8 protein-coding genes are annotated in these 13,110 nt (G+C 60.9%); 6 read left to right on the top strand and 2 right to left on the bottom strand.

Annotated features, from left to right (window positions below; translation table 11 throughout):
• The first annotated feature begins 200 nt into the window (after window positions 1–200).
• The gene (locus BW33_RS24865) at window positions 201–1,151 is read left to right on the top strand and encodes a GlxA family transcriptional regulator (RefSeq protein WP_047601900.1); all 951 of its coding nucleotides are present in this window, start codon (window positions 201–203) and stop codon (window positions 1,149–1,151) included.
• A 90-nt stretch (window positions 1,152–1,241) separates the two neighbouring features.
• Window positions 1,242–2,711, top strand: a complete 1,470-nt coding sequence (locus BW33_RS24860; protein WP_047601899.1) for an ATP-binding protein — start codon at window positions 1,242–1,244, stop codon at window positions 2,709–2,711.
• On the opposite strand, the gene BW33_RS24855 is transcribed toward BW33_RS24860, so the two are convergent.
• The gene (locus BW33_RS24855) at window positions 2,676–5,483 is read right to left on the bottom strand and encodes an ATP-binding protein (RefSeq protein ID WP_047601897.1); all 2,808 of its coding nucleotides are present in this window, start codon (window positions 5,481–5,483) and stop codon (window positions 2,676–2,678) included. The genes BW33_RS24860 and BW33_RS24855 overlap by 36 nt on opposite strands.
• Window positions 5,484–5,838: 355 nt before the next feature.
• On the opposite strand from BW33_RS24855, the gene BW33_RS24850 reads away from it, so the two are divergent.
• Window positions 5,839–6,408: a flavodoxin family protein gene (locus BW33_RS24850; RefSeq protein WP_047601895.1), complete on the top strand. Its 570-nt coding sequence runs from the start codon at window positions 5,839–5,841 to the stop codon at window positions 6,406–6,408.
• 32 nt (window positions 6,409–6,440) lie between these two features.
• On the opposite strand, the gene BW33_RS24845 is transcribed toward BW33_RS24850, so the two are convergent.
• A complete protein-coding gene (locus BW33_RS24845) occupies window positions 6,441–6,896 on the bottom strand; it encodes a helix-turn-helix domain-containing protein (RefSeq protein WP_047601894.1) in 456 nt (151 codons plus the stop codon).
• Window positions 6,897–7,212: 316 nt separating this feature from the next.
• On the opposite strand from BW33_RS24845, the gene BW33_RS24840 reads away from it, so the two are divergent.
• The 3 genes from BW33_RS24840 to BW33_RS28095 all read left to right on the top strand — a co-directional run bounded on the left by BW33_RS24840 (window position 7,213) and on the right by BW33_RS28095 (window position 13,042).
• Entirely contained in the window at window positions 7,213–8,136 is a 924-nt protein-coding gene (locus tag BW33_RS24840) for a LysR family transcriptional regulator (protein ID WP_047601892.1), read from the top strand.
• A 121-nt stretch (window positions 8,137–8,257) separates the two neighbouring features.
• A complete protein-coding gene (locus tag BW33_RS28100) occupies window positions 8,258–10,012 on the top strand; it encodes a hypothetical protein (protein ID WP_052032748.1) in 1,755 nt (584 codons plus the stop codon).
• A gap of 123 nt (window positions 10,013–10,135) precedes the next feature.
• Window positions 10,136–13,042 (top strand): RCC1 domain-containing protein, encoded by a 2,907-nt coding sequence (locus BW33_RS28095; RefSeq protein ID WP_152546156.1) that lies wholly within the window; start codon window positions 10,136–10,138, stop codon window positions 13,040–13,042.
• Window positions 13,043–13,110: the final 68 nt, after the last annotated feature.

Raw genomic sequence — 13,110 nt, 5'->3', positions numbered from 1 at the left:
CGTGAATTCGTCCGAGTGAGGAGAAGGTTACTGTTTACTCTTTGAGGTAATAAGTAGATGGAAATTGAAATACTGTCCGCTTGTGGTTGACAGTTGTGTGCGCTTGATCACGTATTTTTTTCCGACGACTGTGCCGCAGTTGGCCATAATGCTCATCCGGTCTTGTCCGTTTACCTTTCATTAACAGTGATGTGTACCCCATGAAAACCGTGGCAATGGTGTTGTTCCCCGACTTTCTACTGCTCGACATGGCCGGGCCGCTGGAGGTGTTTTCGGTGGCCAATCGCTATTTGAAACCGGAGTTGCACTATCAACTGACCACTCTCGGTACCGAGCGCGGGCCGTTGAGTGCGTCCAACGGTGTGCTGGTACACACCGACCGGCATATAGAACAAGCCCCTGAGCGCTACGACTTGCTGCTGGTACCCGGCGGGCCGGGGGCTTACAACGAAAAACACCCGGCGTTGCTGGCTTGGCTGAAAGCGGCCGTACCCTGTGCCGAGCGATATGGTTCGATCTGCACCGGCGCCTTCGTGCTCGGCCATGCCGGGTTACTCGATGGCTATCGGGTGACCACTCATTGGAACTACACCGAACGCCTGATCAAGGCATTTCCAAAGGCGAGCGTCGCCACCGACCAGATTTTCATTGAGGATCGCAATCTGATCACCTCTGGCGGGGTCACGGCCGGCATCGACCTGGCGCTGGCGCTGGTGGCGCAGGATCATGGCAAGAAGTTGGCCCAGGACGTCGCCAAAGTGCTGCTGGTGGTGATGAAACGTCAAGGTGGACAGGCGCAGTTCAGCCCATTGATGGCGGCGGTGGCGCCTCAGGAAACCCCGATCACCCGAGTACAGAATTACGTCCTGGACCATCTCGACGAAGCGTTCAGTGTCGAGCGCATGGCAGGATTGGCGAACATGAGTGCACGGCACTTCGCGCGGACGTTTGCCCGCGACATCAATATGACGCCGATGGAGTTCCTGCAAAGTGCGCGTATCGACTGCGCACGAAATCTTTTGGAAACCACTGACCTGCCTTTGAAAACCGTGGCCTACAAGAGTGGTTTTGGCAGTGTTCGGCACATGCGTCTGTTGTTCGCGGAAAAACTCGGCCTTACCCCTGTGCAATACCGCGAACAGTTCAGTTAGAGCGGTTCTGTCCGTTGTGCGCACCCGGATGTCCGTGCTGCGCCCTGTGTGAAGGTTGTGCCGTCATCGCAGGCTGCCAAGATAGTTGGCATGAACAGTCTCAACGATTTGAACTCGGCGTCAGTCCTGTATTTCGGCCCTTACGCCTTCCATTTGCGCCAACGGCTGATCCTCGACGGGGATCGGCAACTGCGCATGGGCGGGCGTGCGCTGGACATTCTGCAGGTGCTGGTCGAGCGCGCAGGCCGAGTGGTCAGAAAGGAAGAGTTGATTGCACGGGTCTGGCCCACTTCGGTGGTCGAAGAGATCAATCTTCGCGTCCACATTGCCGCCCTGCGACGGGCGCTCGGTGACGGTGAGAACGGCCAACGCTATATCGTCAATGTGCCGCAATGTGGCTACAGCTTCGTGGCCCCGGTGCAGGGCGACAATACCGGGCACGTGCCCCTGGAACACCTGCAAGCAGCACAACACAACCTGCCTGTGCGGCTGACGCCGGTGACCGGTCGCGATTCAGTGGTGGGCTCGATGGTGCGGCAATTGCCACTGTGCCGATTGATGACCGTGACGGGGCCTGCGGGTGTGGGCAAAACCACGGTGGCGTTGCGTGCTGCAGAGTTGCTGCTACAGCATTTTCGCGATGGGGTCTGGCTGGTGGATCTGGCGGTAGTCAGCGACGCCACGCCACTGCTCGACTATCTGTTGCAAACCCTCGATACCGATCTCGTCACGCTGGCGGCGCGTCACAGCTTGCTGGTGCTGGATAACTGCGAACATCTGCGTGAAGCCTGCAAGGTTCTGGTTGAACGTTTACTGGAGGCCGCGCCACGGCTGTCGATTCTTGCGACCAGTCGCGAAGCATTGCAGGCCAGTCTGGAGACCGTACAAACCCTGCCGCCACTGGCCATTCCCAAATCCTCGGCGTTGGGCAGTGTCGAAGAGACCATGGGCTATTCGGCCGTGCAATTGTTTGTCAGTCGTGCCCGTGCCCGGCAACAGGGTTTTACCCTGCGCGAACAGGATCTCAATGCTGTGCGCGACATCTGTCGGCGGCTCGATGGGCTGCCACTGGCGATTGAACTGGCGGCGGTGCACATTGATGCTTTGGCGATGGTCGGCTTGCAGTCACAACTCGACAATTGTTTACAGCTGCTCAGCCATGGCCGGCGTACTGCCGTGCCACGCCATCAAACCCTGAAAGCCGCGCTGGACTGGAGCTATCAACACCTGAATGAGCAGGAACAGCGGGTGCTGCAACGCCTGTCGGTTTTCAAAATGGCGTTTGCCATGGATGCGGCGATGGGCGTCATCAGCTGCGCGCAGTTACCTCCGTCGACGTTGGCCCTGATGATTGACCGGTTGGCGCAGAAGTCTTTGCTGGCGGTCGAGCGGGGCAGTGCCGGGTTGCGCTATCGCATGCTCAACACCACCCGTCGTTACGCCCGCGAACAACTGGAACGCAGTGGTGAATCCAACGAGTACGAGCGCCGGTATGCGCGCTTCGTCAGCCGCAGTCGTTGGGTGTCAGGCTCGCAGTTGGCGGCCCAACTCGTCGAGTAACAAGCGCACCTTGCGCAAGTCCGGGGTGGCATAGCCCTCGGTGAAGCGTTGATAGATCGGGTTCAATAAATCCAGCGCTTCGCGGCAGCGGTTCTGCCGTTGCCACAACTGCGCCAGCGAAGTGGCGCTGCGCAGTTCCCAGGCCAGGGCGCCCTGGGTCTGCGCGATCGACAGTGCCTGGTGCAAGACCTTTTCGGCTTGCCGGGTGTTGCTGTCGGGGCAAGCCGATTGTTCAATCAACATGCGATCGGCCCGAGCCCGCAGAATCTCCGCCGTGCTCCAGCCTGCAGCTCCGCTGTGTGCCCGCTCAAGCAACGCGTCATCAACAAAACGGCTGTCCAGTGTCACCATGATTTCCCTGATCAGGCCGCTGTCTTCGGTCGGTATCGGCACGGCGGCATCGGCGTCGAGAACCTGCGCGTACTGGCATGCCCAGCGATGGAACAGCAATACGGAGTGCTTCTGCGCCTGCTCCAGCAACTGCTGCAGCAAAGCACGGGCGTTTTGCTGGTCACCGTTGTAATGAGCAATCAGGCAACTGGCCAGCGCCAGGGTGTAGCAGATCGAAGTGCCGTGGTTGATTTGCACGGCGATGTCCAGTGCCTGCCTGGCCGTACGCCAGGCCTGTTCAGGGAAACCTTGTAGCCACAACACCCGGGCAAGCACCGTCAGCGAGGCGACGCTCTGGTCGTACTGCACGCCGAAGCCATGGGTGAAGCGGTTGGGGTTGCCGTTTTGAGCCATTTGCTGAATCACTTGCTCGGCATGCAAGCGTGCCTGCTGCTGGTCACCGGCGTAATGCAGCGCCAACACCCGCAGGCGGTGTGTACTCAGCGACAACTGCGGGTCGCCATGCAGGCCGAGTCGATCGAACTGTTCGCTCTGTTCCAGCGCCGACCGATAATGGCCACAGCTCAGGTTGACCGCCATGTGCCCGGACACCGCGCGCAGCTGTCCGGCCACGTCGTCGTACGCTTGTGCCAGCGTATGGGCATCGACGAATGCCGCGATGGTTTCCGGGGTGCCACCCCAGGTGTGGTAGCAGGCGCTGCCAAGCGCCAGCTTCAGCGCGATTTTCACCCGAGGACAAGGTTCGGCAGCGTTTTCCAGCAGGGCCAGCGCCCGGCGCACGTAACCGCCGTATTCCTTGAGCAGCGACAACTCTTGCCACAATGGCGCCGAGGTTGCGGCCAGATAAATCCCCACATCGTTGGGGCCGGCACCGTTCAGGCTCCAGTCGAGCGCCGCGCGCAGGTCTTCCAGACCGCGTGCGTAGCGTTCGATCCACAGTGCGGTTGAGGTATTTTCCCAATCGGTCTGCGCCTGATACATCAGCGCCAGACAGCGTTCAGCGTGGCGTTCGCGGGTTTCGGCAAGTTCGGCGCCTTGCTCGAGTTTTTCCAAGGCATAGCGCCGAGTGGTGTCGAGCAACCGATAGAACACTTCTTCATCACCGACTTCGACGTTGAGCAACGACTTGGCGACCAGTTGTGTGATCGAACCAAACACCTCGCCGGGCTGGATGTGCTGTCCACCGATCACCGCAGCGGCGGACTCCAGCGTGAAGCCACCCCGAAACACACCCAGTCGGCGCAGGCAGGTCTGTTCGCAATCGGTCAGCAGGTTGAAGCTCCAGTCCAGCGTGGCACGCAGCGTCTGGTGGCGCTCCACGCTGCTCTGATTGCCGGCAGCCAATACCGGCAGACGCCCTTGCAGCTGGCTGAGCAGACCATGCAGGCCGAGCTCTCCAGCCTGCGCCGCCGCCAGCTCCAGGGCCAGTGGAATGCCGTCCAGACGCCGACAGATTTCAAGCGCATCGGGCAGCTCGGCGTCGCTCAATTCGAAGCCCTCGTGCGCGGCCAGGGCGCGTTCGGCAAACAGTTGCAATGCTGAAAAATTCAACGCCTGCGCACGATCAAGCACGGCAATCGGCGGCGGGTAATCAAGCGACTCAAGGCGTTGCACATACTCGCCTTCGGCACGCAGGCTCTCGCGGCTGGTGGCCAGAATGTGAACCTGCGGCGCACCGCGCAAAATGCTCTCGCTGAGCAGTGCCATGGCGTCGATCAAATGTTCGCAATTGTCGATCACCAGCAGCATCTCGCGCTCGCGCAGTGCATTGACGAGGTGGGGCAGCGGATCGTTGTCATGCAGCACCACGTCCAGCAGGGCCGCCAGATGCGAGCAGATCATTCGTGCGTCGTTGATCGGCGAAAGATCCAGCAGCCGGATGCCGTCCCGATAGTGGCCGATCATCTGTTCGGCAACGCGCAGGGCCACGGTGGTTTTGCCGATGCCGCCGGGGCCGACCAGCGTGATGCAGCGCTGGCGTGGCAACTGCGTGATCAGGCTGTCGACCAGCGGCTGGCGGCCGATCATTCGCGTGCGGCGCAGTGGCAGGTTATGCCGGGTGCCGGTCTCGGCGCAGGTGTGCTGTTCGATCGATTGCAGCCTGATCGGTGCGACAAAGCTGTAGCCGCGCTGCGCCACCGTGACGATGTATCTCTGCCCGCCCTGACCGTCGCCCAGGGCTTTGCGCAAAGCCGCCATGTGCACCCGCAGATTGATGTCTTCCACGATGCTGTCCGGCCATACGCCGGCAATCAGTTGCTGCTTGCTCACGACATCGCCGGCATGCGCCAGCAGGATCAGCAGAATATCCATGGCACGTCGGCCCAGGCGTAACGGCTGCTCGCCCTCAAGCAGCAGCCGTTTGCCGGGCTGAATCCGATAGGGGCCGAAACCGAGGGCCTGATTCGGGGGAAGACTCAACAGCTCACTCCTGAGAAATTTTTATAATCCTGCCCACGGCGTGTGAAGCCTCCGTGAAGGGCAGCGCGGATCGGCGTCAGCGGCACGCAAGCCTTTTAATCCGCAGTTTTTCGGACATATTCCGCAGGTTCTGGCGTCAGTGCAACGTGCAGATTGCCGGCAATGCACGAAAGTGACGCAGCGATCGGCGTTTTTGCCCGCTGCAATGTGCAGACCAGCGCTTTGTCTCCCGGACAATTAACAACGATTAACTCGTCTGTGCCTGCTTCAACCCCAAAAATCCGCTGAGTCAAGCTTGCCCTCAGGCCAGGACCTGATGGCTGCAATGGAGTGCACACGTGCGGAGGGCGGCGCAATGAGCAACGTGGTGGTGGTCTATCACAGCGGCTATGGCCACACACGCGTCATGGCAGAAGCCGTGGCACAAGGCGTTGAACGGCACTCGGGCAGTACCTGTCGGTTGGTGGCGGTAGAAGAAGTCGAACGCTATTGGGATGAGTTGCACCGCGCCGACGCGATCATCTTCGGTGCGCCGACTTACATGGGCAGCGCGTCGGCGGGCTTCAAGCATTTCATGGAGGCCAGCGCGGCGTTCTATCTGGCAAAACCGTGGCGCAACAAGGTTGCCGCCGGGTTCACCAATTCCGGGACCCTGTGCGGCGACAAGCTCAATACATTGCTGCAAATGGCGGTGTTCGCCGCGCAACATTCGATGATCTGGGTGGGTCTCGACCTGCTCCCGGCGCGCTCGGCGGCGGGCTGCTTCGATGGACAGTTGAATCGTCTGGGCAGCTCGCTCGGGGCCATGGCCCAATCCAGTGTCGAACAGCCGCCCGAACACGCGCCGCCGCTCGAAGACCGGCGCACGGCAGCACATCTGGGCGAGCGGGTGGCGCAAGTGGCGCAGCGGTTGAGGCAGAAGTGAAGCACGGGGAAATGCGCGTAGCGCGACAGCGTCTAGACCGCCAGGCGTATGCCGACAGGCGCGGCCGTTGCTTGCGGTCTCTCGGCCTTCATGCCCGGCACCTCACGACACCGCCAGGCGAACGGGCTGATGCCTTCGCTGCGGGTGAAGATATGGCAGAAGTGTGCCTGATCACAGAAACCACATTCCAGGCTGATTTGCGTCAGGCTCAGGTGGGTGAGCCGGATCAGCTGCTTGGCGCGAGCGATGCGCTGGGTACGGATCCAGTCCTGCGGCGAGAGTCCGGTACTGCATTTGAACGCCCGGGAAAAATGACTGCGTGACAACGAACAGGCCTCTGCCAGTTCGGTGACTTCCAGGCTTTCACCCAGGCGATCGAGGATCAATTGTTTGGCCCGCCGTTCGCGCTGCGGACTGAGGCCGCCGATGCGCGGTGTGCGGGATTCGCTGGAGAGGGCGAGGGCGACTGTTTGTTGAAAGTGAGCCATGGCCAATGTCCGTGTCGGTGGGGCAACGCACACTCGGCACGTTTCCCTTTGGTCAAAAAAACAATGTTTCGCAGAGGGTTTCATTGTTGGACGGGGCCGGAAGACTGACGAGTTAAACGTTGTTAATTGCGCTGCAAAACGTTGAACTCAGCACATCGCTGCAAGTCGGCGACAGGGCAGATAGGCGAGGATGGCCCAATGGGTACCGGTGGAATACGGCCCATACAAACGTGCGGCCAACGTACCGTTGATCGAGTAAAGTACGGCGCTATCGCACCTGACTGAACACGACTTCTCAAGCAAGGAACACGAGCCCATGAACCGTAACGATCTGCGTCGCGTCGACATGAACCTGCTGGTGATTTTCGAAGCGCTGATGTTCGAAAAGAACCTGACCCGCGTCGCCGAAAAACTGTTCATGGGCCAACCGGCGGTCAGCGCCGCGCTGGGGCGTCTGCGCGATCTGTTCGATGATCCGCTGCTGCTGCGCAACGGCCGCAGCATGGAGCCGACGGCGCGTGCGCTGGCGATTCTGCAAGAGCTGCAACCGGCGATGGATGTGATCTCCGGCGCGGTCAGCCGGGCCAAGGAATTCGACCCGGCCAGCAGTTGCGACGTGTTCCGCATCGGCCTGTCGGACGACGCTGAGTTCGGGCTGTTTCCGCCGCTGCTGCGACAGCTCCAGCAAGAGGCCCCGGGCATTGTCGTGGTGGTGCGCCGCGCCAATTATCTGTTGATGCCGGCGCTGCTGGCGTCCGGGGAAATCTCGGTCGGGGTCAGCTACACCACCGATCTGCCGGCCAACGCCAAGCGCAAGAAACTGCGCGACATTCCCTGCAAAGTGCTACGCGGCGATGACCGTCCCGGGCCGCTGACACTGGACGAATACTGCGAGCGCCCGCACGCGATGGTGTCGTTCTCCGGCGACTTGAGCGGCAACATCGACCTGGATCTGGCCAAGGTTGGCCGGCGTCGGCGCGTGGTGCTCGGCGTGCCGCAGTTCAGCGGTTTGCGCGCGTTGCTCGCCGGGACCGAAATGGTTGCCACCGTGCCGGACTATGCCGCGTGTGCGCTGGTCGAAGGTTGCAACCTGCGCGCTGAAGATCCACCGTTCCCGATCGATGCCGCACAGCTGTCGATGGCCTGGAGCGGGGTGCACGACAACGACCCGGCCGAGCGCTGGCTGCGCTCGCGAATCAGCCAGTTCATGGCGGCGCCGCTGGATATACCAGCGACCTGATTGCCGTCCGTCCGTAACCGGCTTCACCTGTAAGTTCTGACAGTAGCGCAGGTTGGCGATCCGGTGTGAGATGAGTCCTTGCCCCAGTGGGCAGGGTTGTATCTCGCACAGGGAATGGATCATGAACAATCCGTCTGTTTCGCTCACCACTGACGATCTGCCGGCGCCCTTTATTCAAGAAAGTCCGATTTCGACTCTGCTCAACCCGCGTGACGTCAGAAATAACCTGACATTCGTCGCACCTTACGCCGGTATTCAGGTTGACGATCAGATCAGCATTCGTTGGGCGGGGGGCTCGGGGGAGGGGTCGTATACTTCGGCGTTATCCCCGGTGGGCAGTGCGCGTCCGGTGATACGGCGGCTGGACAAGGACCTGGTGACGTTCAACTTCGGCCGTACGGTGACGCTGTCTTACTCACTGGTTCGAGGCACGGCACCCGCAGTGGTCTCGCAGCCGCTGCTGTTGTATGTCTTGCCAGTTGCCCAGGCTGATTTGCCCAGACCGTTTATCCCGCAGGCATCGGACGGTGGTGAAGGGCAGGTGCTGAATGTGAGCGCGCTGAGCGAGTTTACCCTGCGCATCAATGCCTGGCTGTTGGAGCGCACGGGCCAGCCTGTGTGGCTGAGGCTCAGGGGGACGAAGGTGGACGGCAGTGCGTTCGATGTCAGGTATTGGCAAGCGCCGGAAAATGTCATTGCCGATGAGTTCAATCGTTTCGGTTTTTACGAAAGAAACTACCCGGCGGCACCGCTGCAGGGGCTGAGGAATCACAGCGCTCTCAATCTGCGGTTCAGCGCAGGGCTACAGAGAAGCCAGGACGAATCGTTTGCGCAGGTATTTGCCGAGCGCAATTACATCGTCATGACCAGCGCATCCGCCACACCGGTGATCCGCTCGGCGACCGGTGCGGACGGCCAGGATATTCCCGAAGGCGCCGACACGCGTCACACCCGGATCACCCTGAGTGGCAGCGCGCGAGCTGGCGAGGACGTAGAGGTGTATGACGAGGCACGACTGCTCGACACGGTCCGCGCGCACTCCGGACTCTGGCAGCTGGAGCTGGTTGATCTGGCAGGTGGCGGGTATGTGTTTACCGCAAAGGTCAGCAACGACAGCGCGATTTCAGCCCCCTGGAGGCTCAACGTGGTCTTGCAGGACTTGCCCCTGTCGATCCGAGAAGCTCCGGACAACGGCCGCCTCGATCCGTTGGCCGCCACGCAGAGTCTGACGGCGGTGCTGCTTTACGACATGCTGCCCGATGACAGGCTCCGGGTCAGCTGGATCGGCGCGGCAGGCACACTGCCGCAAGGTTCGCACACCACCAACACGCTGATTGCCGGGGCGACGAAACCGCGGGAAGTGCCGTTGTCGGTCTCGGTGGTGCCGTTCAACCTGGGCAAAAAGGTGAGCGTCACCTTTACCTATGAGCGCGGACTCTCGCCGCCGGTGACATCAGCGCCTTTTTTTCTGATGGTCGGCGATTTGCCGGCATCGGTATTTATTCCGCCGGTTTTCACTCAGGCAAACGGTACGACGCTGCTGGATCTGCGCACGGTGACCAATGGCGCGACGTTGCAGTTCGGCCGTTGGCCACATATCGCCGCGGGGCAAAAACTGTGGTTGGACCTGGAGGGCACGAACACCGAGGGCGAACCCCATGAACGGCAGCTCTGGACCGGTGATAGAAACAGCGTCACTCGCTCATGGGCAATCAATGGAATTTTCAATTTGACGGTTCTGTTCAGCGATTTGAGTGACCTTGCAGATGGCAGCACCTTGACCCTCCGCTTGCACGTGAATCTGGACGGTGTGGCCAATCGGCAGACGGCGATCGCGTTTACGCCCCGTGAGTACACGATCGTCACGGGGGACTGAACCACACAGTGATCGACCGCCGGTCTTAAATATTTGCGCACCTGTCAGATCTGACAGGTGCGTAATGATCCGTTTAGCGGTTTGCTGTCACCTGCCCCCAAATAATGCACAGGTGCACGGCTTATGAACCTCCCCGATTCTGATGACAACGGCGTATTTCAGGTACCTGCACCCTTCGTAGTCGACGCCACCATTCCTGTCAATGGCGCATCAATAGGCGTCCCGTTGCGCATCTATGACGAGGTGGTCGATGATCGCGGGGCGACTGTGACCGTCGATCCACTGTTGAGCGGAACGGTCGAACCCGGAGATGTCATGCGATTAAGGCTGGAGGGCGAGACGGCAACGCTCGACAGTCACATCTTCCGGGACGTCGACGTTAAAGTGTTCATGCATATCCCCAAGGGCCGGCTGCCCTTCGCCAGCGTTTTCAGGCTTTACTGCGAGGTCATGCGAGGCAGTCAGAATGTCGGCGCCTCGGCGACTGTGACAGGGTTGTACAACAGGATTCGTCCGGGCCACGAGGCCGCCAAGCCCACCAACGGAGTGCATTCGGAACTGAAGTTGCAATTGCCCGAAGCCATTTTGAAAGGCGTCGCTGCCGATTTCGTCAGCGCTCAGATTTGTTTCAGTTATCCGTATTGCCGGGCCTATGACCTGATCACGCTGAGGTGCAATGGTGAGCGCCAGACCTGCACCGTCAGCGCGATGCAGGCGCCGCCGCCGCCCGACCCGGGTTCGGCGGTGCCGGCCACCGTGTGTTTCACCATCACTCGGGCTTTTCTGGACAAAGCGAAGCGGAGTCACCATAAGCTCCTGTTTGACTACACCGTCACCGACCAATTGGGCAACACTGTCGACCCTGCCGCACTCTGGTCGGCTTCGCGGGAAGTCGAAGAGAACCTGGACGGCACCCGATTCCTGCCGTTGATCTTTCGCGAAGTGCAGAGCGATACCGGTGATATTTCGGAAACCATCGATCTGGAAAAACTCGCGCGCAACCCGCTGTTGATGATCGTGCGCACCGCCGGCGGACGCTTTCAGGCGGGTGACACGATTAACGCGACCTACATTTCGAGGAGTGCAGGTCAGGCGGACATGCGGGTATCGGCAAGTGGCGTGGTCGAGGCCGATGAATTCGGCCAGCTCCGGCCCTGCGTCCTGCAAGTGCCCAATGACAAGGTGATCAGCGCCAGTGTGGTGACGGCGACGTATGAAGTGCAACGCGGCGCCGTACCGGTCGGTCCATCGATGCCCGCCTCGGCACAGGTCATCGGCGAACGCCTGCCGGACCTGCAACCGCCACGGTTTCAACGGTCGGTCAATGGCGTCTACGACCCTGATGATCCGGTGAATGTTGACGGTGCAAATCTGCAGGTCGAACTCCTGGGCTTTCTGCCGGAAGACAGGGTGCAGCCGTTCTTCGAACAGCCGTCCGGAACCGGTGTACCGTCATTCGAGGCCAAGGCCTTGAACGCCAACAGCCGTGCCAATTATCCGGTGGAAAAGCAGTTCATCGAAAATCACCGGGGTGAAACGTTCACGCTGTTTTACCTTTTGTACCGCAATGGCCGGACCTATAAGTCGTCGCCCTTGTCCGTGTTGATCAGAGAAGCAGCGATCAAGGTCGCGCCGCTGGTCATCGGTTCACGCGGCACCACCACCCGCTACTGGTCGAACAGAGGCAGCTCGCGTTGGCTGACAGCGCTCGATCCCGGCAACCTCAGCCCCATGTCAACCGTGTGGCGGTACGACGGCGACAGTCAGTCATTTCGCGGCTCCAGTTTCGATGACAAGCAGCCCCGGCGTCTGCTTCGCGTGGGCAGCGATGCGTTTGAGGTGGTGTTGCAGCGCGCCAACCTGTTCGGCAATGGCTGGGGTGATCCCGCCAGGCCGGGTCAGGCGAATGCGGCATTTGTTGCCCTGCGTGACGCCCGAAGTCTGGTCGCTGGAAGTCTGGTCGCGTGGGGGCTGGCCGGGTATGGCGGTGTCCTGCCGTTGGACATTGACGCGCTAGAGGATGTCATCGATGTCGTCGGCGGAGCGCGAGCCATGGCCTTGTTGCGCGCCAACAACTCCGTCAAGGCATGGGGCGACGTTGCTTACGGCGGAGTTCTTTGCGCCGAGGTGGCGGGCCTGACCGATGTGGTGAACATCACGATGGGGGGTTATGCCGGTGCGGTCTTGCGCAGCAACGGTCAAGTGGCCGCCTGGGGCGACGTCCGGTATGGCGGATCGGTACCCGACGATATTGCACGGGTGCGCGATATCGTCAGCATCAGCGCGACGGTTTCAGCTTTCGTGGCGCTGCGCGGCAACGGGCAGATCGTCGCCTGGGGCGACGCCCGATTTGGCGGCAGCTTACCCGCCGAGATCGCGGCGCTGCGCGACGTTACCGCAGTCACCTGCAATCACAATGCGTGCGTGGCCTTGAGAGCCAATGGTTCCGTCGTCGGCTGGGGCGAAGGGGTGTCGGGCGGCACGCTGCCGCCCAGGATTGCCCGACTCAACAACATTGTCGAAGTGATCAGCTCCGGATCGGCGTTTGCCGCACTGCTCGCGGATCGCCGTGTTGTCGCCTGGGGCAATTCAAAGGCAGGGGGGGTAGTGCCTGGGCGAATTACCGCCTATACAAACGCCATCGAAATCATTGGCGGCGGGTACGGATTTGCGGTGCGCCTGGATAACCATCAAATCGATACATGGGGCGATCCGGCCCAGGGCGGGATTGTTCCCTCCGCGATAGGCCGGCGCACCGATGTCATGCAGATCGCCAGCACCAATGGTGCCTATGCGGTGCTCTATGCGGATGGCACGGTCGAAGCGTTTGGCAACCCGGTGTGGGGTGGCGATATCAGGTCTGTGGCCCATCAACTGACCCATGTCAGGTCGATCACCGGCAACGCCCAGGCGTTTGCCTTCCTGACGCTCGACCGCCGTTTGATCACCGCCGGTCTGCCCGAGGGCGGGGGCAACAGCGACGCGGTTCAGGATCCCCTGTTTCAGCAGCTGTCCTATCAGCTCAATTGATGCTGCGCGCACCCTCCCTGTAGGCGCTGCCGCAGGCTGCGATCTTTTGATGTTGATTTAAAAACAGG

The sequence above is a fragment of the Pseudomonas sp. RIT288 genome, from assembly GCF_000631985.1.
GTDB lineage: Bacteria > Pseudomonadota > Gammaproteobacteria > Pseudomonadales > Pseudomonadaceae > Aquipseudomonas.
This window is presented reverse-complemented; position numbering and strand designations above follow the sequence as displayed.

Bases quoted from the DNA above. Each gene is read 5' to 3' on its own strand.
- BW33_RS24865 (WP_047601900.1), top strand. From the start codon at position 201: ATGAAAACCGTGGCAATGGTGTTGTTCCCCGACTTTCTACTGCTCGAC.
- BW33_RS24860 (WP_047601899.1), top strand. From the start codon at position 1,242: ATGAACAGTCTCAACGATTTGAACTCGGCGTCAGTCCTGTATTTCGGC.
- BW33_RS24850 (WP_047601895.1), top strand. From the start codon at position 5,839: ATGAGCAACGTGGTGGTGGTCTATCACAGCGGCTATGGCCACACACGC.
- BW33_RS24845 (WP_047601894.1), bottom strand. From the start codon at position 6,896: ATGGCTCACTTTCAACAAACAGTCGCCCTCGCCCTCTCCAGCGAATCC.
- BW33_RS24840 (WP_047601892.1), top strand. From the start codon at position 7,213: ATGAACCGTAACGATCTGCGTCGCGTCGACATGAACCTGCTGGTGATT.
- BW33_RS28100 (WP_052032748.1), top strand. From the start codon at position 8,258: ATGAACAATCCGTCTGTTTCGCTCACCACTGACGATCTGCCGGCGCCC.
- BW33_RS28095 (WP_152546156.1), top strand. From the start codon at position 10,136: ATGAACCTCCCCGATTCTGATGACAACGGCGTATTTCAGGTACCTGCA.